Genomic DNA, 24726 nt, shown 5'->3' on the forward strand with positions numbered 1-24726 from the left:
GTGCAGACGGTAAGCGAGCCGCACACCGGGTCGATTCCGTCGGCCGGTCCGCCGCCCTGCACCGACGGACCGGCCGACGGAATCGACCCGGTGTGCGGCTCGCTTACCGTCTGCACCGCGTACGCAGCCGGCCCCGCGAGCACTGCCACCAGCGCGCCCCCGGCGCTGATCAACGCGATCCGGGCCGGCAACCGCAGCGAAGCCAGCACGCCCAGCGCCGCCACGATGCCGAGCACCAGCACCACCCAGCGCAGCCACGGTACGAAGTCCGGGCTCCAGCCGAGCATGTGGAACGACCACCAGGCGGTCACCGCGATCGCTGCCGCAAGAGCCACGGCTGCGAACGGGTTGCGCCGGGCGCGCCACAGCAGCACCGAGCCCATGCCGACCACCGCGCCGACCGCCGGGGCCAGGGCCACCGTGTAGTACGCGTGGAAGATGCCCTGCATGAAGCTGAACGTCAGCGCCGTGCCGACCAGCCAGGTCCCCCACAGGATCAAGGCGGCGCGCAGCCGGTCCGTACGGGCGGCGCGAGCGGTCAGCACCAGCGCTCCGACCAGCACGATCAGTGCCGCGGGCAGCAGCCACGAGATCTGACCGCCCTGCGAGGTGTCGAACATGCGCAGGATGCCGGTTTCGCCCCACATCCCGCCGCCGGCACCCCCGCCGCCGCCACCGCCGACGCTGCCGGTCTCGTCACCGTTGAGCCGGCCCAGACCGTTGTAGCCCAGCGTCAGCTCCAGCAGGCTGTTGTTCTGCGACCCACCGATGTACGGCCGCATCGACGCCGGCACCAGCTCCACGATCGCGATGTACCAGCCGGCCGAGACGACGATCGCCAAGCCCGAGAGCACCAGTTGCACCAGCCGCTTGCCCAGCTTCGGCGGGCCGGCGATCAAGTAGGCCAGCGCGTACGCCGGCACCACGAGCAGCGCCTGCAGCATCTTGGTCAGGAAGCCGAAGCCGACGAACACCCCGGCCAGCATCAGCCACTTCGTCGACCCGTTCTCCACCGCCCGCAGCGTCGCGTACGCCCCGGCCACCATCAGCAGCACGAGCAGCGCGTCCGGGTTGTTGAACCGGAACATCAGCACCGCGATCGGGGTCAGCGCCAGCACCGTACCGGCGATCAACCCGGCCGCCGGACCGAACCAGCGCTTGACCGTGGCGAACAGCAGGCCCACCGAGGCGACGCCGATGAGCGCCTCGGGCACCAGGATGCTCCACGAGCTGAGCCCGAAGATCCGCACCGACAACGCCATGATCCACAGCGAGGCCGGGGTCTTGTCCACCGTGATCGAGTTCGCCGCGTCCGAGGAGCCGAAGAAGAAGGCCTTCCAGCTCTCCGACCCGGCTTGCACGGCCGCGGAGTAGAAGGCGTTCGACCAGCCGGAGGCGCCGAGGTCCCAGATGTAGAGCACGGCGGTGAGCACCAGCAGCGCGAGCAGCGCGGGCCGGACCCAGGCGGCGTCGGAGGCGGGACCACGGTAGAGCGCCGACCAGCGGGACCGGGGGCGAGCCGGGGGTGGAGCAGCCGCCGGCGGCTGCTCCACCGCAGTCATCCCCGGTACGGGCAACGTGGAGGTCATCAAGGTTCCTTAAGCAGGCGGAAGCACACTGACTTCTGTACTGTCGACCGCCCGCCTGTCGCCCCCTTATGCCCTTCCTGTGCGCTAACTGTGAGTGGCACGCCGCTTCGCCGAGGCCGCTGCCAGGCGATCCAGCACGGCCACCGTGGGGTCCCAGCCCATGCAGGCATCGGTGACGCTCTGGCCGTACGTCAGCTCCCCGCCCAGGTCCTGGCGCCCGGGCACCAGGAAGCTTTCGAGCATGACGCCCCGGATGCCCTGCTGGCCGTTCTCGAGCTGCCCGGCCACGTCGTCGGCCACGATCGGCTGGCGCAGGTGGTCCTTGTTGCTGTTGCCGTGCGAGCAGTCGATGACCACGCGCTCGGGCAGCTCGGCCTTCCGGAGCAACTGCAGAGCCGCCTGTACGTCCGCAGCGCTGTAGTTCGGGCCCTTACCGCCCCGCAGCACCAGGTGGGCATCCGGGTTGCCGGTGGTGTGCATGATCGCCGGCGTGCCGGACACGTCGATGCCCGGGAACACGTGCGGGACGGCCGCGGCGTTGATCGCGTCGATGGCGGTGCCGATGCTGCCGTCGGGGCGGTTCTTCATCCCGATCGGCATGCTCAGCCCGGAGGCGAGCTGGCGGTGCACCTGCGATTCGACGGTACGAGCGCCGATCGCCCCCCACGCCACGGTGTCGGCGATGTACTGCGGGGTGATCGGATCGAGGAACTCCACGGCGACCGGGAGCTTGCGTTCGAGCACCTGCAGCAGCAGTGCGCGGGCGGTCCGCAGGCCCGTGCTGACGTCCCCGGTGCCGTCCAGCGCGGGATCGTTGATCAGGCCCTTCCAGCCGACCGTGGAGCGCGGCTTCTCGAAGTAGACGCGCATCACGATCAGCAGGTCGCCGGCGAGCCGGGTGGCCTGTTCGCGCAGCCGGTCGGCGTACTCGGCGGCGGCGAGCGGGTCGTGCACCGAGCAGGGGCCGACCACCACCAGCAGGCGTTGATCTCGGCCGTTGAGGACGTCTTCGACCTGTTTGCGGCCCTCGATCACGCTCGCCGACAACTCGTGGGTCAGCGGCAGCTCGTGGTGCAGCAGGGCGGGGCTCATCAGCGGGACGACGGACTCGATGCGGTGGTCGCTGACGCGCTGGACCTCGGGGATGGTCATGGCGGGTATTCCTTTTCCGCCGGCTTCCCGGGACCGGCGTCCCGGGCCGTGGGCCGGCTCGTCGCAAACGAAAAGGCAGCGACTTCGTGTCGCTGCCTCTGCCGGCCCTAGGGGTGTCTCAGGTCATGCGGTCATGGCCGAGTCACCGGCTGAGCCGGCCCGGTAAACCACGCATACCAACGGGACACGCGGTCATGGTAGCCCATCGCGCAATACCCATGTCCGTCAGCCGGGTACTCGTCACATGCAAGTTGCGTGTGCTCACATGAGACTCATGAAGGAAACGAGCGCGCCGTACCTCCTCGACGGTCTGGCCGATCTGCCGCCGGCTGAGCGCCGCCAAGCCGTCTCGGTAGTGGTCCTGCGAGTCTGGGAGACGCCACAGGTGCTGCTCGGGGACATCCCGCCGACGCAGGCGCTGGCCGCCATCGCGGCGATCGCGGCCGGGCTGCCCGGGGCGCAGGGCCGGGGCTGGCTCGACGATCGGCTGCGGGCGGCGGCGTGCCCCCAGGTCACCAGCGAGCTGGCCGGACGGGCGTTGTGCGCTCTGGACGTACTCGTGGGTCGCGACAGCGAAAGCGTGCCCTTGCAACTTCACGTCTCCGACGGCGAGGCCGCCACCGCGTTACTGGACGACCTGCGCGACGTGCTGATGGATGGGCTCCGGCTCGGCCTGTAGGGATGCGGTCTGCGAGGACTCGACAAGGGGGAGCCGGACGGTGAACTCGGTGCGACCGGGGACACTGCGGACGCCGACCGTGCCCTGGTGCGCGGAGACGACGGCGTGCACGATGGACAGGCCCAAGCCGGTGCTGCCCGCGGCGCGTGACCGGGAGCTGTCACCGCGCGCGAAACGCTCGAAGATGTGCGGCTGCAGCTCGGCGGGGATCCCCGGCCCGAAGTCGGTGACTCGCAGCACAGCGGCGTCCGCCTCGGCCGCCACCCCGACCACCACTGTCGTGCCTTCCGGGGTGTGGGTGCGCGCGTTGGCCAGCAGGTTCGCCAGCACCTGGTGCAGGCGCTGGCCGTCGCCCAGCACCGAGACCGGCTCGTCGGGCAGATCGAGCTGCCAGTCGTGACCCGGGCCGGCCGCGTGCGCGTCGCTCACCGCGTCCACCACCAGCATCGTCAGGTCCACCGGCTCGTGGGCGAGCGGCCGACCGGCGTCCAGGCGGGCCAGCAGCAGCAGGTCCTCGACCAGCGCGGTCATCCGCAGCGCCTCCGACTCGACCCGGCGCAGCACGTGGCTGACCTCGTCGGGAACGGGCTGACGGCTGCGCCGGCTCAGCTCGGCGTACCCCCGGATCGCGGCCAGCGGCGTGCGCAGCTCGTGGCTGGCGTCCGCGACAAACTGGCGCACCTGGGTCTCGCTGGCATGCCGGGCTTCCAACGCACTGCCGACGTGGTCCAGCATGCGGTTCAGCGCGGCGCCGACCGCACCTACCTCGGTACGCGGGTCGGTGTCACTCTCCGGGACCCGCTGGGCAAGCTCCACCTCGCCCCGGTCGAGCTTGAGCTCCGAGACGCGCGTCGCGGTGGCGGCCACCCGATTGAGCGGTTTGAGCGTACGGCGAATGATCACCGCCCCCGCCCAGCCCGCGATGATCAGGGTGATCAGCACGGCACCGCTGGTCATGCCCGCGACCTTGAGCAACGTCGAGCGGGTGGCATCCAGCTTCAGCGCCGTCACCAGCGTCATGCCATCGGGTGTGGTCACCGCGTACACCCGGTAGTCGGTCAGGCCCTCGAGGCTCACGCTGTGAAATCCGCCGGGCTGCACGCCGGCCAGTTGCGTCAGCGCCTCGGCCGGCAGCGTGCCGTACACGTTGTTCGGGCGCGGGTCCGCGCTCTCGTCCGTGGTCGTCGTGCTCTGATAGACGACCAGGCCGCCCCCGTTCTGGGTAACTGAGCCGTCGGTGTTGGCGAGGAAGAACACCGCGATCGAGCCGGCCCCCGCCCCCGGCGCCGGGCGATCCTGCCAGTAGCGCTGCCTGTCATAGGGGCCGCCGCCGCCATGTCCGGGGCCCATGCCGAGCGCCCGGTCGCTGGCCTCCTGGACCTGGTCGTCGAGCCGCTCGTACAGCGTCTTGTGCAGGTAGATCTCGGCGGTGCCACCCACCACCAGGCCCAGGGCGGTCAGCAGCACCACCATGATCGCGATGAGGCGGGTCCGCAGCGACCAGCTCGCCGGCGAGCGCCAGCGGGCGGGACGGTCGATAGTGGTCACCTCAGTCGGCCGGCTTCAACACGTAACCGGCGCCGCGCATGGTGTGAATCATCGGCGTTCGCCCGGCGTCGATCTTCTTGCGCAAGTACGAGATGTACAGCTCGACCACGTTGGCCTGCCCGCCGAAGTCGTAGTTCCACACCCGGTCGAGGATCTGGCTCTTGCTCAGCACCCGGCGCGGGTTGCGCATCAGATAGCGCAGCAGTTCGAACTCCGTCGCGGTGAGGGTGACCAGGTCACCGCTGCGGCGTACCTCGTGGCTGTCCTCGTCCAGGGTCAGGTCGCCGACGATGAGCTGGGAATCGGTGCGCATCGGCGAGCGGCCCATCCGGCGCATCAGCCCGCGCAGCCGGGCCACCACCTCTTCCAGGCTGAACGGCTTGGTCACGTAGTCGTCGCCGCCCGCGGTCAGCCCGGTGATCCGGTCCTCGACGGAATCCTTGGCGGTCAGGAACAGCACCGGCACCTCAGGGGACTCCCCGCGCAGCCGGCGCAGCACCTCCAGCCCGTCGATGTCGGGCAGCATCATGTCGAGCACGACGGCATCGGGCCGGAAGTCGCGCGCGGCGCGCACGGCGCTCTGCCCGTCACCGGCGCTGCGTACCTCCCAGCCTTCGTAACGCAACGCCATCGAGAGCAGCTCAGCGAGCGTCGCCTCGTCGTCCACCACGAGCACCCGCACCGGGCTGCCGTCGGGCCGGCGCAGGTCGCCGCTGGTGTCTGCGTTCGCCATCGTCATGCCCCTACTGTCGCGGGCCACGCTTTGCGCCGCCTTTCCGCTTCCTGTGTACCACCTGTGTGTTGCGGCCACAGGTAAGGCAGGGACTTCGCACAGGTGACACACGGCTGAGCTGGCAATTGTGGCCGCCATGACGACTTCACTTTCTCCCCGGCTCTCCCATCGGCGGCTCACCGGTGCGGCGGTGGCGGCGGCGCTCGCGGTGGCCGCGGTGTTCGGACCCGGCCCGACGTTGATCACCCGGCTCGGCGCCGGGGAGCAGGTCGCGTTCGCCACGGTGAGCGCTGCCGACACGATCACCAGCAGCGACATCCTGGCCGAGGTGCCCGCGGCGGGCCGGTCCCGCTGACCGGCGTGTCCGGCCCCGCTCGCACTCGGCGCCGGGCTGGTCTGCCCGTGCTGACCGCTCCGCCGATCAGAAAGCCCTCCGATGCGGGCCGGCGAGCGTCACGACCAGTTCTTTGAGCCGCCAGGTGCCCGGGTCGGGGAGGTGCTCGGCGCGCTGCACGGTCATGGCCGGGAAACGGGTCAGCAGGGCTGACAGGGCGGCTTCGACTTGGACCCGGGCCAGGGGTGCGCCGAAGCAGAAATGGGGGCCGTGGGCGTAAGCGATATGCGGTTTCTCCTGGCGTTTGAGGTCCAATGTGTCGGGATTGGTGAACGCTCGCGGATCGCGGTTGGCGCAGGCGATGGCGGCGACGACCGGCTCGCCTCTGCTGATCGCGACGCCGCCGATATCGAGATCTTCGCTGGCGAACCGGGGCAGGCTCAGGGGTTGCGGGCTGCACCAGCGGGTCAGTTCCTCGACGGCGGCCGGCATCGAGGTGGGATCGGCGCGCAGGGCGGTTTCCTGATCGGGGTGCGCTTTCAGGGCGTCGATGGCATTGGTGATCAGGTTGGCCGGCGTTTGACCAGCCAGCACCAGGTGCCAGACGAGCGTGACCAGTTCGGTGGTGGTGAGCCGGCCGCCACCGATCAGGTCGGAGAGCAGGTCGTCTTCCGGTTCGGCGCTGCGACGCGCAACGGCAGCGATCGCGTCATGAATGATGGCCGGAATCGCCTCGCCGAAGGCCTTGATGTCGACGGCAGCAATGGCGGCACCGTATTCACGCCAGGCCGGTCGGTCCTGCGCCGGAATACCCACCAGTTCGCAGATCACCTCCATGGGTAACGGCCGGGCGAACGCGGTGACGAGATCGACCGGCTCGCGCTCGGCAAGGGTGTCCAGCAGCCGGCCAACAATCAGGTCTATCCGGGTACGAAACTGAGCAGCCCGCCGAGCGGTAAAAGCCGGCGAAACAACGCGGCGCAGCCGGGCGTGCTCGGGTGCGTCCAATTCGGTCATGGTGCGCATGTACTGCAGGCAGTGCTCGGGCACCGCCGGCCGCAGAAAGGTATTGGCGTTCAGTTCCAGGCGGGGATCGGCCAGCATCGCCTTCGCCTCGTCGTAGCGGGTCACCGCCCACATGAAGCCGAAGCCCGGGGTCATCAGCTTGATCACGGGGCTCTGTTCGCGCGCCTGTCCGTACGCCGTCAACGGGTCGCCGAGCACGCGCGGGTCGCTCAGGTCAAGTTCCGGGATCATGGACGCTCCAGTCTTCAGATGCTCAGTTCAGATGTTCACATCATCTGAGTGGTGTCAGTATTGTGCAAGGGGGATGCGGAGGGCGGGGGTGGGATGGCTCGGCTCAGCAGGGCGGAGATGCAGGGGCAGAACCGGGCCAAGGTGCTGGCGGCGGCGCGGGCCGAGTTCGCCGAGCGCGGGTTCCGGGACACCAAGATCGACCAGATCGCCGAGCGGGCCGAGCTGACCCGGGGCGCGGTCTACTCCAACTTTCCCGGCAAGCGGGCGCTCTACTTTGCCGTGCTGGCGCAGGTGGCTGATGAGGCGGGCGAGCCCGAGTTCCCGCCAACCGGCCGGCTGGGCGAGCACGTGCTCGCCGACTTCGCCCGGGCGTGGCTGGCCCGGCTGCCGCTGGCGCTCGATGACGAGCACAACGTGTCGCGGCTCGGCCGGGACCTGCTGCCCGAGATCATGTCGCAGGAGCGGGTGCGGGGGCCGTACGCGCAGCTCCTGAACCTGTCGGCGATCGTGCTGGGGCTGTCGCTCGAAGGTCTGCGACCCGGTACGACCCGCATGGTCCGCGCCGCCGAGATCGCGCTGACCACGTTGCAGGGGGCCGGGCAGTTAGCCGCGGCGGCGCCCGGGTTCGGCGAGCCGTTCGCAACTGTTCAGGCTTGTGCCCGGCTGGCCACGTTGGATCTCGACGATGTCTGGGCCGCTGCGCACCTCCCGTACGTGGCCCCGGCCCGCCCGGTCGACCAGCCCTGGACCCCACCCACTGTCACCGACGCCCTGCGCGCCGAACCGGCCATGCTGGCCGGCGACGGTGTGGTGGCCGTGCTCGGTCTGCACCGGCTCGCGGTCATCGAGGAAGCGGTCCGGGCCGCGCCGGACTCGGCGGCCATCACGTTGGTCGTGGTGACCGGCAATCCGGCGGAGCTGGGTCCACTGGCCCGGTTGAGCGTCACCGAGCTGCGCACCTGCCTGCGCGCCGCGCTTCCCGCCAAGAACTGGCCGCGGCTGCGCATCGTGCACGACGAGGAGGGCACGATCGCGGCCGCCGCCGGCCTGCCCGCGGTCAGTGACGCCACGGAGAGCGCGGTACGCATCGCGTCGGGACGCATCGTGGCCCGCGCGGACGGCTACGGCGCCTGCCACGCCGTTGCGTCCTGGCCTTGACCGGGGCTTAGCCGGCGGAGAAACGGTGGGTGATGTCGAGCATCGGGTCCGCCATCGCCGAGTGGATCAGCTTGAAGGCGAGGATCCCGAACCCCAGGAAGACCAGCCCGAGGACGATCGCGCCGACCCCGCCGCCGGTTGTCGAACCGGCGCGCTGGACGTGCTGGGGGTTGCTGGGGTCGTACAGAATGTCGACCATCGTGTTGGTCAGGTGCGAGCGGTGGCTCTGCGCGTTCTCCAGCGCCGTGGTGACCTCGCGGCCGTCGGTGGTGCGGAAGCGGACCACCGGGATGAACATCATCTGGCCGTCGCTGTGCGACTCCTGCTGGTTGTCCACGATCGTCGCGCTGATCTGGGTGCCGGTCGTGACCAGGTTCCGGGCCCGCACCCAGGCCCGGATGCCGAAGAAACACATGGCCAGGCCGACGAGCACCGGCATGCCGACCACCAGCACGGCCACCACTGCGAACCCCGTATCGATCATGGCCGAACTGTAGCCGGGTCGCGCTAAGGGGTGATCGTCTCCAGGGCGGCATCGCGGAACTGATCGGCGCCCTGCTTGAGCCGCTCCTGGTAGTACACGCGGTTCCAGTTGGTCCAGGTCACCGGGCCGATGGGCTGGTCGGTGCCGGACGCCGACACGGTGACGCCCACGCCGGGGCTGACCGTCAGCCGCGGCCGCAGCAGCACCCGGTGCTTGGAGGGGTCGGCGAACCCCAGCATGGCCCACGGCACCCGGACGATCAGCTCGTCGCCGTCGCGGTACCAGAGCGCCCGGCTGTCGTCCGCGGGTGTGCCGTACCGCAGCAACCCGGCGTTCTGCAGCTCGGCGGGCAACTTCTCGCCGGTGGTGGGCACGGTCAGGGCCCGGTCGACGACCAGCTCGAAACGCCGCCAGCCCGGAGGTGCCGGACCTCGCTGCGCCACCGGTACGGCATAGTCCAACGGCATCGGATCCAATGCGGTGCGCAGGTACGCCTGCCCGGTACGCGCAACCGGATCGAGCACGAACGCCGCGTCGGCTTCCCGGTTGCCGGTTCCCGGCGCGGGTGGCCCGGTCAGCCCCGGCAGCACGTCGAAGCCCAGCGTCAACGCACCCGGCACCGGGGAGGCCAAGGCGATCCGCAGCCGCACATACGACTCGTCCACGTCGGCCACCACCCGCCGGACGGGCCAGCCGGACTCCTTGTCGAGCAGGTACTGCGGATCGGTTGAGCCCATCGCGTCCATGGCGATGAGCCCGAAGTTCTGCTCGTTGGTCAGCGGGTCGTGCCACAGCTGACGCCGCTCGCCGTCCTGGTGCTCGATGGTGTTCCAGGTGAACTTGAACCACTCGTCGGTCCAGCCGAACAGAAACCCGCCGCTGAGCCCCTGGTCCTTGATCAGCCGCAGCATCTCGGCGTCGATCCGCATGGCTTCGCGCTCGCTGTGATCGCCCTGGGTGCGCCCGAGCGGGCTGTTGTGGGCCGACCCGATCGATGACGGCACGCCGAACTCGGTGATCAGGGTCGGCATGGTGCGGTGGTGGTTCTTCAGCGCCGAGACGTACCCGGCGTACGGGTCGTTGCGCCCGGCGTACACGAAGTTCTGCAGGGCGAGCTCGTGGCGCTGAAAATCCGGATAATACGGGTACGCGTGATAGCTGGCGAAGGTCCCGGCCGGCCACGCCGTCGTCGGTTGCACGTGGTTGGCGTCCAGCTGCAGCAGGTCCTCCTGTTCCAGCGGTTCGGCCGGGTGGCGCAGCGGGTCGGTGGTCGGCCAGTTGACGAACGCGATCGGCTCGCTCGCCCCGGCCGCCGCTTCGTACCCGGCGAGCTCGTCCATCCGGGCCGCCAGCCACCGCTCGGTCGGCGACGCCTCGGCCGTACTGCGGAAATAGCGGCCCTTGACCGCTGGCGCCTGCTGGTTGCGTGCATCCGACGATGAGCCGCCGCGCGGGTCGAATTCGAGCCCGATGATCCACCCGGCGAGCCAAGGGGTGACGTCGGCGTCCCACACCCCGCTCGACCGTCCGGGAGTCACCTCGCGGGTGAGCTTGCCCCGCACGGCCGCGCTGGCATCCTTCAGCTCATCCTGGAAGGCATGGGTGACCGCCGGGTCGTACAGGTTGTGTTTCCGCACGTAGGACTCGTCGGGGAAGTACACGCCCTGCATGAGGTAGAGCGGGCTGTCCGGGTTCGCTCGGTTGTAGCGGGCCAGCTCCTGGTAGAACGTCGGCGGGTGGATGGTGTAGATCCGCAGCACCCGGATGCCCAGCCAGCCCATCGCGGCGAACCAGGTGCGGTACTGCGCGGCGCTGATCGACAGCTCGCCGGGTTGATGGCCGGGGGTGGTGCTGCCCAGGTTGATGCCGGGCAGGAACGTCTCGTCGCCGCCCGCGGTGTGCAGCTTGAACTCGATGCGCCCGGCGGTGGCGACGCTGGTCAGCCCGTCCTCGGTGACCGGTGCGGGCGCCCAGGACGACCCGGCCGGGGGCGAGCCGATCGCGTCCATGCCGGGGATCGCGAACGCCGCGGTGTGCAGCCGCGGCCGCGGGGTGGCTCCGGCCAGGAACAGGCACATGGTGAGCGTGACCAGCCCGGCCACCGCGGCCTTGAGGCGGGCGGGGCGCGGGCGCGGCGGTGCCTGAACGAGGTGCAGCGGGAAGTCGCCCACCCCGAGCATTCTGTGCCCCGAGAGTTGCAGATTGTGGGCTTTTGACCGTACGGAACACTCGCCGTTCGATGCGAGTTGTGCCAGCGTTGGTCTTGTCCGGGCGCGAAGCGGAGCGTGGGGAGCGGGTTCGTGGATCTTCTCGAGGAGTACCGCAGGGCAAATTTCATCTTCGAGTCCGGCGATCCCCTCGGGGCCTCGCGCATGCTCGAACCCATCGTCGAGGCGGAGCCGAACAACACGGCGGTCCGTCAGTTACTGGCCCGGGCCTACTTCAACTCGGCCCAGCTCACGCACGCCGAGGACCAGCTCAGGACGCTGATCGAGCGGGACCCCTCGGATCACTACGCGCATCACGTGCTGGGCCGCACGCTGGAGCGCGGCGGGCGGTTCAGCGAGGCGTTGCCGCACCTGCGCCTGGCCGCGGCGATGAAGCAGCACAACGACTACGAGCAGGCGCTGCGCCGGGTGGAGGCCTGGGTGGGCAAGAACGGCGGCCGCACCGGCTACGCGGCGGATTAGTCTTGCTCTCGTGAAGCTCAAGCTGGATCTCCACGACATCTTCAACAAGGGCACCGAGATCGACAAGGCGCTGCGCGGCATCATCGACGAGGCAGTGCAGAAGAAGGCCGCCATGGTCGAGATCATCCCGGGCAAGGGCAGCGGCCAGCTCAAGAAGAAGGTGCTGCGGTTCCTCGACCAGAAGGAGATCAAGCAGCTGTATCACCGGGTCGAGAAGGACGGCGACAACTGGGGGCGGCTGTTCGTGCACTTCCGGCACGACGCCCCCACCGGCCGGCGCGGCCGCGGTCGTTAGAGCAGGTAGGTCTTCGCGACCGCCAGCATCTCGGAGCTGTGCGAGCCGGCGCTGCCCACCCCGGCCGCCTTCCGGAGCTACCAGCCGGGCGATCCTGGGACCGGGTGGCATAACTTTGTTGCCGTGACTGTCCCGCTCGATCCCGCCACCGTCATCGCCGAGTTCGCCGAGCGGGTGGCGCCCTACGACCCGGTTACCGGCGTGCCCCCGGTGGCGCTGGTCGGTGTGCGTACCGCCACCGGTGAGGCGGTGTTCCAGCTCAGTGACCATGTGCTGCGGGCCATGTGCCGGGCGCTGGAGGCCTACCGCGACCCGCAGGACCGCGGCACCTGCGTGCAGTGCGGGGGCCGGCGCCTGGATGACAATCTGCACTGCCCCGACTGCGGACGGCTGCACGGAATCCTCGGTGAGGTCATCGCGCGGCACGCCCGCCGGGTTGCTGAGGAGGCGCCACATGGCCCGGCCGCGTGACCCAGGCCATGCCTGGTGTTGTGCGCTCCGGGCCGGTAGTGGACTATCAGCGGGTCACGCCCGAAGGAGTCCCACCATCAACCGCCCACCGATCAGATCGACGCGCCACGCCGGAACCGCCAATGACTGAGCTCGCACCGCCGCGCCCGGTCATGAAGGCGCCCGAACGCCTGCGTGTGCTGCTCGTCGAGGACGACGAAGGCGACGCCTTCCTGGTCCGTGAGCTGCTGTCCGAGGCCGGCGCGGCCTTCGACCTGCAGGTCGCCACCAGCCTGCGGGAGGCCCGCTCGCTGATGCAGGGCATCCAGTGCGTGCTGCTCGACCTCGGGCTGCCCGACGCCGAGGGCATCGACGGGCTGCGCAAGCTGCTCGCGGTGGCCGCCGGCGCGGCCGTGGTCGTGCTCACCGGGCGCTCCGACGAGCACCTGGGTGTGGCCGCGGTCGCCGAGGGCGCCCAGGACTACCTGGTCAAGGGCCAGGTCGACGGCGTGCTGCTGGCCCGGGCGCTGCGCTACGCGGTCGAGCGCAAGCGCGCCGACGAGAACACCCACCGGCTGCGCGAGGTCGAGCTGCGCCAAGCCGAGTCGGCCCGCCTTGAGCGTGGTCTGCTGCCCCAGCCGCTGATGCGCACCACCAAGGTCGCGGTGCACACGTTCTACCGCTCCGGGCGCGCGATGGGCCTGCTCGGCGGCGACTTCTTCGACGTGGTGCAGATCGGCGACGACAAGCTGCACGTGATCGTCGGCGATGTCTGCGGGCACAGCGTGGACGAGGCCGCGCTGGGCGTTGAACTGCGGGTCGCCTGGCGGGCTCTGGTGCTTGCGGGCGTACCGGAAGATCAAGTTTTGGCCGCCTTGGAGCAGGTGCTGATGACCGAGCGGCGGGCGCGGGAGGTGTTCGCCACGGTGGCCATGGTCTCGCTCGAGCTGTCCGGCAACCGGGCGACCGTGCGCCTGGCCGGCCACCCGCCGCCGGTGCTGCTGTCCGGCGGCCACGCCGAGCCCGTTCCCGCGCGCACCGGCATCGTGCTCGGCGTGCGTCCCACCCCCACCCCGGCAACCGACGTGGAGTTCTCCGGCGATGACTGGTCCCTGCTGATGTACACCGACGGACTGATCGAGGGGCACACCGGGGTGGGCAACGAACGGCTTGACGTCAAGGGCCTGTGCAACCTGCTCGATGAGGAGGTCGCCAAGACGGTGCCACTCGCCGCGCTGCCGGCCTGGCTGGTCGGGCAGGCCGAGCAGTTCAACGGGGGCCCGCTCGCCGACGACGTGGCCATGCTGCTCATCAGCAGCGGCGGTGGCCGGTGAGCGTGCTCAACATCGGCACCTGGACGCTGCGTCGCCGGGTCCTCGCGCTGTGCGTAACGGTCGGCGTGCTGCTCGCCGCGGTGGGCGTGGTGGCCGCGTTCACCGCCGCGGACAGCAACCGCCAGCTCGACGACGTGGTCAACCGGGCCAGCCCGATGCGCGCGGCGGGGGAGCGGCTGAACACCGCGATGGTCGATCAGGAGACCGGCATCCGCGGGTTCGCGATCAGCGGCAAGAGCAGCAACTTGCGGCCGTACGACCAGGGGTTGCGCACCGAGGCCGCCCAGATCGCGCTGATCGGCGGCCTGCTGCGCACCGGGCCCCTGGAGGACAGGGTCCGCAATGACCTGGCGCTGGTCAAGCAGCGGGCCGATGCCTGGCACGCAGAGGTCGCCGACCCCATCCTCAACGCCATCCGCACCCAGGGCCCCGAAGCCGGGCAGGCACTGGTCGATGCCAGCACCACCACGCGCTTCGACGAGCTGCGCGCCGCGATCGAGAGCATGCAGACCGACATCGGGGTGCTGCGCCAGCGCTCGGCCGACGAGGCCAAGGACGCCAGCCAGCAGATGGTGGCCCTGCAGATCGCCGCCGCGGCCATCATCGTGCTCGCCGGGGCCGCCCTGATGCTGGGCCTCGACCGGCTGATCTCGCGCCCGGTTACCCACCTGGCCGGCCAGGTCCGCGAGGTGGCCGAGGGCGACTACGACAAGGACCTCGACAGCCAGGGCGCTCCCGAGCTGCGCAGCCTTGCCGACGGCGTGGACGGCATGCGCCGCAAGATCGCCGCCGAGCTTGCCGAGGTGCGCGAGGCCCGCCAGCAGATCGAATGGGTCAACGACCAGCTCAAGGTGCAGGCCGACGAGCTCACCCGGTCCAACCGCGATCTTGAGCAATTCGCGTACGTCGCCTCGCACGACCTGCAGGAGCCGCTGCGCAAGGTGGCCAGCTTCTGCCAGTTGCTGCAGCGCCGCTACGCCGGTCAGCTCGACGAGCGCGCCGACCAGTACATCGCATTCGCCGTCGACGGCGCCCAGCGCATGCAGCGGCTGATCAACGACCTGCTGGCGTTCTCCCGTATCGGCCGGCTCACCTCCGGCTTCACCGACGTCGACCTCGACCGGGTGCTGACTGAGGTCCGCTCGCAGCTGGAGATCCGCGCCGGCGAGGACGGCGAGATCGTCTGGGCCGATCTACCCACCGTGGAGGGCGAGGAGCCGCTGCTCACCACGCTGTTCGTCAACCTGATCGGCAACTCGCTCAAGTTCCGCCGCCCCGACGTCGCACCGCGCATCGAGGTGACGGCGGGCCTCGACGAGTCCGGCGACGAGTGGCGCATCAACGTGCGCGACAACGGCATCGGCATCGAGGCCGAATTCGCCGACAAGGTGTTCGTGATCTTCCAGCGGCTGCACGCCCGGGATGCCTACGAGGGCACCGGAATCGGGCTCGCCATCGTCAAGAAAATCGTCGAATACCATGGCGGGCGGATCTGGCTCGACCTCGAGGTCAGCGAGGGTACGTCGGTCTGGTTCACGCTGCCCGTGCTGGCCGGCGTACCCGTACAAGAAAAGGTGAAAGAGGGCGCAGTATGACCGGAGTGGTACGGCAGGACGGCACGCCGATCGAGGTGCTGCTCGTGGAGGACGACCCGGGCGACGTGCTCATGACCCAGGAGGCGTTCGAGGAGCACAAGGTCCGCAACCGGCTCACCGTGGTCTCCGACGGCGCCGAGGCGCTGTCCTACCTGCGCCGCGAAGGTCAGTACAGCAAAGCCCAGCGCCCCGACCTGATCCTGCTGGACCTCAACCTCCCCCGCCGCGACGGCCGGGAGGTGCTGGAGGAGATCAAGAAGGATGGCGATCTCTGCCGCATCCCGGTCGTGGTGCTGACAACCTCGTCAGCCGACGAGGACATCCTGCGTAGCTACCAGTTGCACGCCAACGCCTACGTGACCAAGCCTGTCGACTTCGAGCGCTTCATCTCGGTCATCCGCCAGATCGACGAGTTCTTCGTCAGCGTCGTGAAGCTGCCGCCGCGTGCGTGACGACATGCTGGACCAGGTCACCGATCTGGTCCGTGAGGTGGCCCGGACCATCGTGCTGCCCCGCTGGCGGCACCTGAGCGACGCCGAGATCCACCAGAAGGCCCCCGGCGACCTGGTGACCGTGGCGGATCAGGAATCCGAGCGCGCCCTGACCGAGGGGCTGACCGCGCTGCTGCCCGGATCGACGGTGGTGGGCGAGGAAGCGGTGGCCGCGGACCCTTCGGTGCTGGAACGCGTCGGCGAGCAGGGCGCGGTGTGGATCGTGGACCCGGTCGACGGCACCAACAACTTCGCGGCCGGCAAGAGCCCGTTCGCGGTGATGGTGGCCCTGCTGCGCGACGGCGAGCCGGCCGCGTCGTGGATCTACGACGTGCCCGACGACCGGATGGCGGTTGCGGAGGCGGGGGCCGGGGCTTACCTCGATGGGGTACGTCTGAAGACGCGCACCGACGCCCCCGCTGCGGCCACGCTGACCGGCTCGGTGTCCCGCAACTTCCTGCCTCCTGAACTGCGCGCCCAGGTCGACACCAACGCGGTCAACTTCGGCGCGGTCACCTCCGGCCATCACTGCGCCGGGTACGAATACCCGGCTGTGGCCACCGACGAGCAGCAGTTCGCGGTGTTCTGGCGGATCCTGCCGTGGGACCACGTGCCGGGCACACTCATCGTGCGCGAAGCCGGTGGGGTGGCGCTGCACGTGGACGGGACACCGTATCGGCCGACGGACTCCGAGCGTGGCCTGATCGTCGCGGCGAACGAAGACATCTGGCAAGCGGTACGCGGAGCCCTCCTGAAATGACGTCCTATCTGGAAACGCTGTTCGGGTTGGGCGGCCGCACCGCCATGGTGACCGGCGGCAGCTCGGGAATCGGGCAGGCAATGGCTACGGCGCTGTACCGCGCGGGCGCCAACGTGATCCTGGTGGCGCGCACGGCTTCCCGGCTGGAGGAAGTGGCCGCCTCACTGCAGTCCGGCCCTTCCGCACCGCACGTGGAGACAATTGCTGCGGACCTTGCAGATCGGGCGGACGTAGCGCGCGTTGCCAAGCGCACCGATGTGGACATCCTGGTCAATTCGGCGGCGATAAACGTGCGCCCGCCGATGGACTCGCTCACCGACGACGTGTGGGATCAGACGCTGGCCGCCAACCTGACCGCGCCCTTCCTGCTGGGGCAGGCGTTCGCACCGGCGATGGCCGAGCGCGGCTGGGGACGGATCATCAACGTGGTCTCCCAGCAGGCGTTCCGGGCTTACGGCAACAGCGGCGCGTACGGTGCTGCCAAGGCCGGCCTGGTCGGCTTGACGCGCTCGCAGGCCGAGGCGTGGTCCGGTCGCGGGGTGACGAGCAATGCGGTAGCGCCCGGCGTGGTGCAGACCCCGCTGACCGAGCCGACCGTGTTCAACGATCCGGCCAAGGTAGCCGCGCATGCGAAGCGGGCAATGATCGGGCGCAACGGCGTACCGGATGACTTCGCCGGTTGTGCCGTTTACCTGGCCAGTACCGCCTCGGCTGCGGTAACCGGCCAGACACTCTTCGTCGATGGTGGTTATTCGGCGTCTTAAGTTTTTTCGCCAGTCGCAGCGACCAGGTAAAGTCACGCCCGCTCATGGACCTTGGGAGGAAGATCGTGGCGGCGACACTCCTGCGGTGGGCGCGACGTGCCCCCGCTGCGCTGGCTGCTGTGCTTGTGCTGCTCGTGACGGCACCGGCGGCGCATGCGGCACCGGCGGATCCCGAAGGCGGCACCAAATCGCTGCGTGCCGCGCTGGAATCGGCGGCCAAGGGCCACGTCGAGGCCAAGCAGAAGCTGACGGCCAGCCAGAAACGCCAGACCCAGCTCAAGGCTGTGCTCAAGCAGGCGCAGGAGAAGGAAGCCGCGCTCAAGGGCCAGGTCTCCGAGATCGCCAACCGCTCGTACAAACAGGGCCGTCTCAACACCATGACGCTGCTGCTCAACAGCGATACGCCGGATTCGCTGATGGAACGCGTGATGCGCCTGGACCAGCTCGCCCAGGTCGACGCGGCCGCGCTGGGCGAGTACAGCGAGGCCGTCACCACAGCCGGGAAGGCGACCACGGCGATCGAGCTGGAGATCAAGGAACAGCAGAACCAGGTGAAGGTGCTGGCCCGCAAGAAGGAGCAGGCCGAAGCGGCGCTCGCGCGGGCCGGTGGCGGGGCGACGGCCGGCGGCTTCGTCAACGCGAACTCCCCGGCGGCCAAGGGCGCACCGCGCAACTCCGACGGCTCGTGGCCCAAGGAAGGCTGCACCGTCAACGACCCGACCACGTCCGGGTGCATCACGCCGCGGCTGCTCAACGCCTACCAGCAGGCCCGCGCGGCCGGCTTCAAACGCTACACGTCCTGCTTCAGCGAACGCGCTTCCGGCGAGCACCCCAAGGGCCGGGCCTGTGACTTCTCCGCTGCGACGGGCGGGTTCGAGAACAAGGCGGCCACCGGTGGCGACAAGTCGTACGGCGACAGCCTCGCGGCGTACCTGGTGAAGAACGCCGACCGGCTCGGCGTCATGTACGTGATCTGGTACCGCCAGATCTGGCTGCCCAACACCGGCTGGAAGTCCTACAGCGCCACCGGCGACCCGGCGGCCGTGCACACCAACCACGTACACCTGTCAATCTTGTAAGTTCTATAGATGGAAGCACCGCGGGCCCTCCCGTCCGGCCTGGCCACCACCCTCGTCTTCGTTGCCAGCGGCGCCGGCCTGGTGCTTGAGATCGTGGCGCTGCGCCTGGTCGGGCCCTACGTCGGCGTCACCCTGCAGGTCAGCAGCTCGGTCATCGGGATCTCGCTGGGCGCCATCGCGTACGGCACCTGGCTCGGCGGGCGTCTGGCCGACCGGTTCGACCCGCGGATCCTGCTGGCTCCGGCGTTGCTGCTGGCGGCGATCGCCACGGCGCTGACCCTGCCGCTGGTGCGCTGGGGCGGCGAGATTCTGCGAGGTGGCGCGGCTCCGGCGGTGTTGTTGCTGGCTGGGCTGGCTGTGTTCGTACCGATGCTGCTGCTTTCAACAGTGACCCCGCTGGTGGTGAAGCTGCAGCTCAGCGATCTCAGCCGGACCGGCGCGGTGGTCGGTCGGCTCTCCAGCATCGGCACGCTCGGCGGCATCACCGCGACGCTGGTCACCGGCTTCATCTTCGTGGCCGCGATGCCGAGCAGTTGGATCGTGCTCTCGCTGGCCGGGTTGCTGGCGGTGAGCGGGTTCGCCCTCGGCTGGTGGCTGCGGCGGCGACACCCCGATCTTGCGGTGCCCGGTAAGCCTCGTACCCGGGCTGCGCTGGTCACGGTGGGGCTGTTCGGAGCGGGTCTCGGGGCCTCCGCGCCCACGCCGTGCGACGTCGAAACCGCTTACCACTGCGCGCGGGTGCAGAAGGACGCGCAGGTGCCGGGCGGGCGCACGCTGCTGCTCAACTCGGCCCGGCATTCCTACGTCGACCTCAACGATCCCGAACACCTGGAATTTGCGTACGTCCAATGGCTCGGCGCCGTTATCGATGTGCAGAAAGCCGCCGCCGCTCCGCTCGACGCCCTGCACCTCGGCGGCGGCGGTTTCACCGTGCCCGAGTACATCGCCGCGACCCGGCCCGGCAGCCGGCAACTCGTGCTGGAGCTCGACGGCGGGCTGGTCGAGCTGGACAAGCGCGAGCTGGGCCTCAGAACCGGACCGGATTTGCAGGTCCGGGTGGGCGACGCCCGCATCGGGCTCGCCGAACGCCCGGACCAGGCCTATGACGTGGTGGTCGGTGATGCCTTCGGCCACCTGGTGGTGCCCTGGCACCTGGCCACCCGTGAGATGGCCACCGACATCGCCCGCGTGCTGCGCCCCACCGGCGTGTACGCCCAGAACGTCATCGACTACCCGCCCAACCGCTTCATCCGGGCCGAGCTGGCCACCGTCGAGGCAGCATTCCCGCACGTCGCGTTGATCGCACCGCGCGACGCCCTGGAGGGCAGAACCGGCTCCAACTTCGTGATCCTGGCCGCCAAGTCGCCGCTGCCGCTCGACGAGATCCGTAACCACCTCGACCTGGTCGACGAGCCAGTCGAACTGGTGTCCGGACCGGCGCTGGACGCCTTCGTCCATGGTGCCCGGGTGCTCACCGACGACTACGCCCCAGTCGATCAGCTGCTCGCCGGGTAAATTGAGCCGTTTTCGCCAGACGGCCCTGTCCGGCTGGCCCCAGGCGCCACAATCGGCACATGGGGTGGCTGACGGCGGGCGCGCGGGACAGCCGGGTCGGCGACCGGTACCGCCTGGTCGAGCGGCTCGGCACCGGCGGCATGTCGGTGGTGTGGCGCGGCCACGACGAGATCCTCGGCCGGCCTGTCGCGGTCAAGGTGCTGGCCCGCTCGCTCGGCGACGACTTCCGGTTCCGGTCCCGGCTGCGCCAGGAGGCCCACGCCGCTGCCCGGCTCAACCACCCGAACATCACCGGAGTCTTCGACTTCGGCTTCGATGAGCGGCTCAGCCTGCCGTACGTGGTGATGGAACTCAACGACGGCGAACCCGTCTCCGCCCGCCTGCGCCGCGAAGGCGCCTTCCCGTGGCGCACCGCCGTGACCATCGCCGCGGAGGTCGCCTCCGCCCTGGCCACCGCGCATGCCCGGGGCATCGTGCACCGCGACGTCACCCCGGCCAACGTCATGCTTACCGGGGCCGGCGCCAAGGTGGTCGACTTCGGCATCTCCGCGCCGGCCGGCCAGCGCGACGCCGCGCCGGACGGCAGCCTGCTGGGCACCCCCGCCTACCTGGCCCCGGAGCGGCTCGGCGGCGGCGACGTGGCCCCGCCCGCCGACGTGTACGCGCTGGGCCTGCTGCTGTACCGTTGCCTGACCGGGCGCCTGCCGTGGCCCGCGGGCAACACCACCGAGGCGTTGCGAGCCCACCTGTACGAAGACCCGGAACCCATCCCGTCGCTGCCCGGCCTGCCTGCCGAGGTCGTGGACCTGTGCATGCGGTGCCTGGCCAAGGATCCCGCGGACCGGCCCACCGCCGCGGAAGTCGCCTCGCTGCTGGGCCCGATGGTCGGGGTGCAGCCGGTCATCCTGCGCCCCTCGCCGCAACCCGCTGGCCGGTGGCGCCGGTTCAGCAGGGCCATCCTGGCGCACCGGCACCGGCTGCATGCGGCGGTGGTGACCGTGGTGCTGGCCGCGACGCTCGGGCTGGTGTGGACGTCGACGCAGGAAGCCGACGAGGCCGGGACCGCCCAGGCGGCCGGGGCCGGGCCGAAGTCGGTGGTGCTGCGCAGCGCGGGGTGCAAGGTGCGCTACCGGGTGCAGCGTGACACCGGCGCCGACTTCGATGCTCAGCTCACGATCATCAACACGGGCGAGCACGTGCTGTCCGGGTGGCGGCTGGAGTTTTTGTTCAGCGGCGGTCAGCGGCTCACCGAGGCGCCCAAGCGGCTGGCGCAGCGGGGGCGCGCCGTGGTGCTGCGGCCCAAGCAGGGCAAGAACTTGCGGCCGGGGCGGTCGTCCACGGTCACACTTACCGGAAGCTACCGGACGACCAACCCGCTGCCGCTCGCCTTCACGCTGAACGGTCACCAGTGCCAGGCCGAGGTTCTGGGCGCTGTGGTTGAGCCTGCGCCGCGGCCCTCCTCCTCTTCAAAGAATCGGCCGCCTTCAACCTCCTCCTCATCTTCTCCGTCTCCCTCGTCTTCTCCGTCATCGTCTTCGTCACCTTCGCCGTCCGCGCCGCCGCGGACCAAGGGCGGCTTCTCCGTGGCGATTTAGTCGCCCTTGATGACCCCGGCGACCTTCCCCACCTAGTCGCCCCGGGTGACGCCGGCAAATCTCTCCACCTTGGACGTGTTACCGGCCACGATCAACAGACAGCCTTCCGGCACAACGGTTTCCGGCTTCGCATACGTGAAATCCTCGCCGCGCAGCTTGACCCCCACCACCGTGACATCCCACCGGCTGCGCAACCCGATCTCGGCCAGCGACTTGCCCACCGCCTCCTGCGGCGCTCGCACCTTGGCGATGGCGAACCCGTCGTCGAACTCGATGTAGTCAAGCATCCGCCCGGTGATCAGGTGCGCGACCCGCGACCCCATCTCCGACTCCGGGAACACGACGTGCCGGGCGCCGACCCGCGACAGGATCTGACCGTGTTTGACGCTGGTCGCCTTGGCCCAGATCTCGCTCACCCCGACCTCCGAGAGCGTCAGCACGGTCAGCACGCTGGTTTCCAGATTGGTGCCGATGCCCACCACCGCCCGGGAGAAGTCCTGCACTCCGAGCTGGCGCAACGTGTCCGTGTCGGTAGCGTCGGCCTCGACCACGTGGGTGAGCCGATCCGACCAGTCCTGCACAATGCGCGGGTCGGAATCGATGCCGAGCACCTCGTGGCCGAGGTTGATCAGCGACTCGGCCACCGAGCCACCGAAGCGCCCCAGCCCCACGACCACGACACTGTCGTCGCTGTGATTGTCAGCCAACGATCGGCCTCTCTTCCGGATAGCGGTACAGCCGCCGGCGGGTGTTCAGGGCGATAGCGGTCCCGACCGCAATGGTCCCCACCCGGCCGACGTACATGAGAATGACAAGAACAAGCTGGGCCGCCGGCGGCAGACCCGGCGTGATGCCGGTGCTCAACCCGACGGTGGCGAAGGCCGACGTGACTTCGAACAGCGCCCGGTCAAAGGGAATGTCATCGGTCAAGGCGATCAGGGCCAGCGTTCCCGAAGCCACCAGAGCCACGCCGAGCAGAGCGACGGTGAGGGCCTGGCGCTGGGTTTCCTCGGCGATGCGCCGCTTCTTGATGACCACATCAGGCTCACCGCGCAGCTCCGCCCAAATGACAAAAGCGAGCAGGAGGAACGTGGTGACTTTGATACCGCCGGCGGTGCTCGCGCTGCCGCCGCCGATGAACATCATCGCGTTGGTCACCCCGATCGTTTCGGTGTTCATCTTCCCGAGGTCGATGCTGTTGAAGCCGCCCGACCGGGTCATCACATCCTGCGTGAAGGCGGACAGAATCTTGCCCGGGGTGCTGAGCGGCCCCAGCGTTCCGGGGTTGCTCCACTCGAAGGTCAGGAAGACGAAGAAGCCGAAAATGCTGAGGATCACGGTGCCCCACACGGTCAGGCGGGTGTGGGTGGACCAACTTCCAGGGGTACGCCATTCGCGCGCCAATTCGAACAAGACCGGAAAGCCAATGGATCCTCCGAGTACGCCCAAAGCCAGCGGAACGCAGATCCACCAGTCCCCGACGAAGCGGATCAGGCTGTCGGGATACAACGCAAAGCCAGCATTGTTGAAGGCCTGCACGGCGTGGAAAACGGCTTCCCAAACGGCTCGCCCGAACGAGTAGTGATACCCGAGCCAGAACCGCAACGTCAGCACCAGGCTGATCGCGGCCTCCGAGCAGAACATCACCAAGGCGATGCGAATGAGGACCCGGCCGAGGTTGCCCTCGAACAGCCCGGCGCTCTCGGCCTGCGCCAGCAACCGGCTCCGCAACCCCAGCCGCCGCGACACAATCAAGCTGAGCAACGTAGCCAGCGTGACAATCCCGAAGCCACCGATCTGAGAAAGAACGGTAAGGAGAACAAGGCCGAAATTAGACCAGTACGCCGACGTGTCAACAACGGACAACCCGGTGACGCAAACCGCGCTGGTAGCCGTGAACAAAGCGGTGACAAAGGGCGCATGCCCCGGCTCAGCCCGAGCGGCCGGCAACATCATCAACCCGGTCCCCACGGCAATGGCCCCCAAGAACGCAAAAGGAACCACCCGAGCCGGATACCGCCAAGGCGACCGACCACGCACCCGCAAACCTCCGCCCACCCACCAACAGTCCAGCCCAGCCTGCCCTATGCCCGCTCGCCCCACGCCGTAGCCCTGGCGTTTTTCTCGGTTGGGTGGTGGGGACTTTCGCTTGCGGTAGGTGAGGCGTGCTTGCGGTGGCGTCGTCCTCGTCGGTCGGGGTGCCCCTGGCGCCAGGGGTCGCCGCGCCCTGTCCTGCTATGCCCTTCGCGGCGTCGAGGACGAAGGTGGCGACGAGTGCAGGGTTGTGCTCGGCGGGCGGTGTTCTAGAGTCGGCGCATGGCGAGGCTTGCGGTGATCAGCGGCGGTGGGACGGGTATCGGGCGGGCCACGGCCGGCATGCTGGCCGGGGAGGGTTACGACGTCCTCATTGTGGGCCGCCGGCCGGAGGTGCTCGCTGACGCCGTCAAGTGGATCGGGCCCCAGGCCACCGCGGTAACGGCCGACTGTTCCGACCCCGAGCAGATCCCCGCGATCGTCGAGGCCGTAGGCGACCGCGCAGTCGACGTCCTGTTCAACAACGCAGGCGCCTTCATCTCCGGCGAGGACGCCACTCTCGCCGGCCTCGCCGCTCGATGGCGTGCCGTTTTCGACTCGAATGTCACCACCGCCGTCCTGCTCACTGAGGCACTACGCCCCAAACTTCGCCGCCCCGGCGCCCGCGTGATCCTGGTCAGCTCCATCGCCGCCCAGCGCGGCGGCGGAGGACCGTACTCGGCCGCGAAGTCCGCCCTGCACGGCTGGATGTTCGACTTGGCCACCCAGTTCGGGCCCGAAGGCATCACCGCCAACGTCATCTCGCCCGGCTTCATCACCGACAGCGAGTTCTTCGCCGGCCGCATGACCGAAGAGGGCTACCGCTCCCGCGTCAACGCCTCCCTCGTCAAGCGCCCCGGTGAACCCTCCGACATCGCCGAAGCAGTCCGCTGGCTGACCGGCCCCGGCGGCACCTTCGTCACCGGCCAGATCATCAACGTCAACGGTGGCACCGTCCTCGGCCGCTGACCCAACCGCAGCGCCCCGGAACCGCGCCCAGCCGCCCACTGGTCAGCAGTCCCGCTGAATTGCAGACCGTGCCGACCCGCCGCCAGGCCCGCTGACTCTGCTGTCCCGGAACTCCGCCGCCGCTATCCCGGAACTCCGCCGCGCCGTCGTCGGTTCACCAGTCTTCACCAGCCTGCTGGCTG

24 protein-coding genes are annotated in these 24726 nt (G+C 69.5%); 15 read left to right on the forward strand and 9 right to left on the reverse strand.

Annotated elements, in window-relative coordinates:
• Nucleotides 1–1589: glycosyltransferase family 39 protein (locus TFC3_RS03680; RefSeq protein WP_236717973.1), on the reverse strand; the 1589-nt coding region annotated here is incomplete at its 3' end.
• An 84-nt stretch (nt 1590–1673) separates the two neighbouring features.
• Nucleotides 1674–2741 (reverse strand): 3-deoxy-7-phosphoheptulonate synthase, encoded by a 1068-nt coding sequence (locus TFC3_RS03685; protein ID WP_067495611.1) that lies wholly within the window; start codon nt 2739–2741, stop codon nt 1674–1676.
• 274 nt (nt 2742–3015) lie between these two features.
• Here TFC3_RS03685 and TFC3_RS03690 point away from each other — a divergent pair, with 274 nt between their 5' ends.
• Nucleotides 3016–3420 (forward strand): hypothetical protein, encoded by a 405-nt coding sequence (locus tag TFC3_RS03690; RefSeq protein WP_067495614.1) that lies wholly within the window; start codon nt 3016–3018, stop codon nt 3418–3420.
• On the opposite strand, the gene TFC3_RS03695 is transcribed toward TFC3_RS03690, so the two are convergent.
• On the reverse strand, nt 3367–4968 hold the full coding sequence (locus TFC3_RS03695; RefSeq protein ID WP_067495617.1) for a HAMP domain-containing sensor histidine kinase: 1602 nt from the start codon (nt 4966–4968) through the stop codon (nt 3367–3369). The two genes, TFC3_RS03690 and TFC3_RS03695, sit on opposite strands and share 54 nt — an antisense overlap.
• A gap of 1 nt (nt 4969) precedes the next feature.
• Nucleotides 4970–5707, reverse strand: coding sequence for a response regulator transcription factor (locus TFC3_RS03700; protein ID WP_067495620.1), 738 nt, complete (start codon nt 5705–5707; stop codon nt 4970–4972).
• 130 nt (nt 5708–5837) lie between these two features.
• Between TFC3_RS03700 and TFC3_RS36730 the strand changes: the two genes are divergently transcribed.
• Nucleotides 5838–6056, forward strand: a complete 219-nt coding sequence (locus tag TFC3_RS36730; protein WP_153040092.1) for a hypothetical protein — start codon at nt 5838–5840, stop codon at nt 6054–6056.
• Nucleotides 6057–6122: 66 nt separating this feature from the next.
• On the opposite strand, the gene TFC3_RS03705 is transcribed toward TFC3_RS36730, so the two are convergent.
• Nucleotides 6123–7259, reverse strand: a complete 1137-nt coding sequence (locus tag TFC3_RS03705; protein ID WP_236717974.1) for a cytochrome P450 — start codon at nt 7257–7259, stop codon at nt 6123–6125.
• A gap of 150 nt (nt 7260–7409) precedes the next feature.
• On the opposite strand from TFC3_RS03705, the gene TFC3_RS03710 reads away from it, so the two are divergent.
• A complete protein-coding gene (locus TFC3_RS03710) occupies nt 7410–8450 on the forward strand; it encodes a TetR/AcrR family transcriptional regulator (protein ID WP_236717975.1) in 1041 nt (346 codons plus the stop codon).
• A 7-nt stretch (nt 8451–8457) separates the two neighbouring features.
• Here TFC3_RS03710 and TFC3_RS03715 read toward each other — a convergent pair whose 3' ends face one another.
• Both TFC3_RS03715 and TFC3_RS03720 read right to left on the reverse strand, forming a co-directional pair.
• Complete coding sequence (locus TFC3_RS03715; RefSeq protein ID WP_067495629.1) at nt 8458–8934, reverse strand: DUF3592 domain-containing protein; 477 nt, start codon at nt 8932–8934, stop codon at nt 8458–8460.
• 23 nt (nt 8935–8957) lie between these two features.
• Nucleotides 8958–11105 carry a hypothetical protein gene (locus TFC3_RS03720; protein WP_067505909.1) on the reverse strand — a complete coding sequence of 716 codons (2148 nt, stop codon included), beginning with the start codon at nt 11103–11105 and terminating at the stop codon, nt 8958–8960.
• 129 nt (nt 11106–11234) lie between these two features.
• On the opposite strand from TFC3_RS03720, the gene TFC3_RS03725 reads away from it, so the two are divergent.
• From TFC3_RS03725 to TFC3_RS03775, 11 genes are all read left to right on the forward strand, one after another.
• Nucleotides 11235–11624 (forward strand): M48 family metallopeptidase, encoded by a 390-nt coding sequence (locus tag TFC3_RS03725; protein ID WP_067495631.1) that lies wholly within the window; start codon nt 11235–11237, stop codon nt 11622–11624.
• Between the two features lie 10 nt (nt 11625–11634).
• On the forward strand, nt 11635–11919 hold the full coding sequence (locus TFC3_RS03730; protein ID WP_067495634.1) for a Smr/MutS family protein: 285 nt from the start codon (nt 11635–11637) through the stop codon (nt 11917–11919).
• 123 nt (nt 11920–12042) lie between these two features.
• A complete protein-coding gene (locus TFC3_RS03735; RefSeq protein WP_067495636.1) occupies nt 12043–12390 on the forward strand; it encodes a hypothetical protein in 348 nt (115 codons plus the stop codon).
• Nucleotides 12391–12512: 122 nt separating this feature from the next.
• Nucleotides 12513–13703, forward strand: a complete 1191-nt coding sequence (locus TFC3_RS03740; protein ID WP_067495639.1) for a PP2C family protein-serine/threonine phosphatase — start codon at nt 12513–12515, stop codon at nt 13701–13703.
• Nucleotides 13700–15298 (forward strand): ATP-binding protein, encoded by a 1599-nt coding sequence (locus tag TFC3_RS03745; RefSeq protein WP_067495643.1) that lies wholly within the window; start codon nt 13700–13702, stop codon nt 15296–15298. The genes TFC3_RS03740 and TFC3_RS03745 overlap by 4 nt, the downstream gene beginning before the upstream one ends.
• Nucleotides 15295–15750, forward strand: coding sequence for a response regulator (locus TFC3_RS03750; protein ID WP_067495646.1), 456 nt, complete (start codon nt 15295–15297; stop codon nt 15748–15750). The genes TFC3_RS03745 and TFC3_RS03750 overlap by 4 nt, the downstream gene beginning before the upstream one ends.
• Nucleotides 15743–16549, forward strand: a complete 807-nt coding sequence (locus tag TFC3_RS03755) for an inositol monophosphatase family protein (RefSeq protein ID WP_067495649.1) — start codon at nt 15743–15745, stop codon at nt 16547–16549. Before TFC3_RS03750 ends, TFC3_RS03755 begins: the two co-directional genes overlap by 8 nt.
• Entirely contained in the window at nt 16546–17313 is a 768-nt protein-coding gene (locus TFC3_RS03760; RefSeq protein ID WP_067495652.1) for an SDR family NAD(P)-dependent oxidoreductase, read from the forward strand. The genes TFC3_RS03755 and TFC3_RS03760 overlap by 4 nt, the downstream gene beginning before the upstream one ends.
• Nucleotides 17314–17378: 65 nt before the next feature.
• Nucleotides 17379–18392, forward strand: coding sequence for a hypothetical protein (locus tag TFC3_RS03765; protein ID WP_173745294.1), 1014 nt, complete (start codon nt 17379–17381; stop codon nt 18390–18392).
• A 9-nt stretch (nt 18393–18401) separates the two neighbouring features.
• Nucleotides 18402–19907 (forward strand): fused MFS/spermidine synthase, encoded by a 1506-nt coding sequence (locus tag TFC3_RS03770; RefSeq protein ID WP_067495657.1) that lies wholly within the window; start codon nt 18402–18404, stop codon nt 19905–19907.
• Nucleotides 19908–19966: 59 nt separating this feature from the next.
• Nucleotides 19967–21502 (forward strand): serine/threonine-protein kinase, encoded by a 1536-nt coding sequence (locus TFC3_RS03775; protein WP_067495660.1) that lies wholly within the window; start codon nt 19967–19969, stop codon nt 21500–21502.
• 32 nt (nt 21503–21534) lie between these two features.
• On the opposite strand, the gene TFC3_RS03780 is transcribed toward TFC3_RS03775, so the two are convergent.
• On the reverse strand, nt 21535–22209 hold the full coding sequence (locus TFC3_RS03780; protein ID WP_067495663.1) for a TrkA family potassium uptake protein: 675 nt from the start codon (nt 22207–22209) through the stop codon (nt 21535–21537).
• Entirely contained in the window at nt 22202–23458 is a 1257-nt protein-coding gene (locus TFC3_RS03785) for a TrkH family potassium uptake protein (RefSeq protein WP_236717976.1), read from the reverse strand. The genes TFC3_RS03780 and TFC3_RS03785 overlap by 8 nt, the downstream gene beginning before the upstream one ends.
• A gap of 360 nt (nt 23459–23818) precedes the next feature.
• On the opposite strand from TFC3_RS03785, the gene TFC3_RS03790 reads away from it, so the two are divergent.
• Complete coding sequence (locus tag TFC3_RS03790; protein WP_067495669.1) at nt 23819–24544, forward strand: SDR family NAD(P)-dependent oxidoreductase; 726 nt, start codon at nt 23819–23821, stop codon at nt 24542–24544.
• The last annotated feature ends 182 nt before the right edge of the window (nt 24545–24726 follow it).

This window comes from Actinoplanes sp. TFC3 (genome assembly GCF_001553785.1).
Classification (GTDB): domain Bacteria; phylum Actinomycetota; class Actinomycetes; order Mycobacteriales; family Micromonosporaceae; genus Actinoplanes.

Coding starts and splice junctions, on each gene's coding strand:
- TFC3_RS03785 (WP_236717976.1), bottom strand. CDS start 23,458: ATGATGTTGCCGGCCGCTCGGGCTGAGCCGGGGCATGCGCCCTTTGTC.
- TFC3_RS03690 (WP_067495614.1), top strand. CDS start 3,016: ATGAAGGAAACGAGCGCGCCGTACCTCCTCGACGGTCTGGCCGATCTG.
- TFC3_RS03750 (WP_067495646.1), top strand. CDS start 15,295: ATGACCGGAGTGGTACGGCAGGACGGCACGCCGATCGAGGTGCTGCTC.
- TFC3_RS03715 (WP_067495629.1), bottom strand. CDS start 8,934: ATGATCGATACGGGGTTCGCAGTGGTGGCCGTGCTGGTGGTCGGCATG.
- TFC3_RS03700 (WP_067495620.1), bottom strand. CDS start 5,707: ATGACGATGGCGAACGCAGACACCAGCGGCGACCTGCGCCGGCCCGAC.
- TFC3_RS36730 (WP_153040092.1), top strand. CDS start 5,838: ATGACGACTTCACTTTCTCCCCGGCTCTCCCATCGGCGGCTCACCGGT.
- TFC3_RS03775 (WP_067495660.1), top strand. CDS start 19,967: ATGGGGTGGCTGACGGCGGGCGCGCGGGACAGCCGGGTCGGCGACCGG.
- TFC3_RS03710 (WP_236717975.1), top strand. CDS start 7,410: ATGCAGGGGCAGAACCGGGCCAAGGTGCTGGCGGCGGCGCGGGCCGAG.
- TFC3_RS03685 (WP_067495611.1), bottom strand. CDS start 2,741: ATGACCATCCCCGAGGTCCAGCGCGTCAGCGACCACCGCATCGAGTCC.
- TFC3_RS03790 (WP_067495669.1), top strand. CDS start 23,819: ATGGCGAGGCTTGCGGTGATCAGCGGCGGTGGGACGGGTATCGGGCGG.
- TFC3_RS03740 (WP_067495639.1), top strand. CDS start 12,513: ATGACTGAGCTCGCACCGCCGCGCCCGGTCATGAAGGCGCCCGAACGC.
- TFC3_RS03770 (WP_067495657.1), top strand. CDS start 18,402: ATGGAAGCACCGCGGGCCCTCCCGTCCGGCCTGGCCACCACCCTCGTC.
- TFC3_RS03760 (WP_067495652.1), top strand. CDS start 16,546: ATGACGTCCTATCTGGAAACGCTGTTCGGGTTGGGCGGCCGCACCGCC.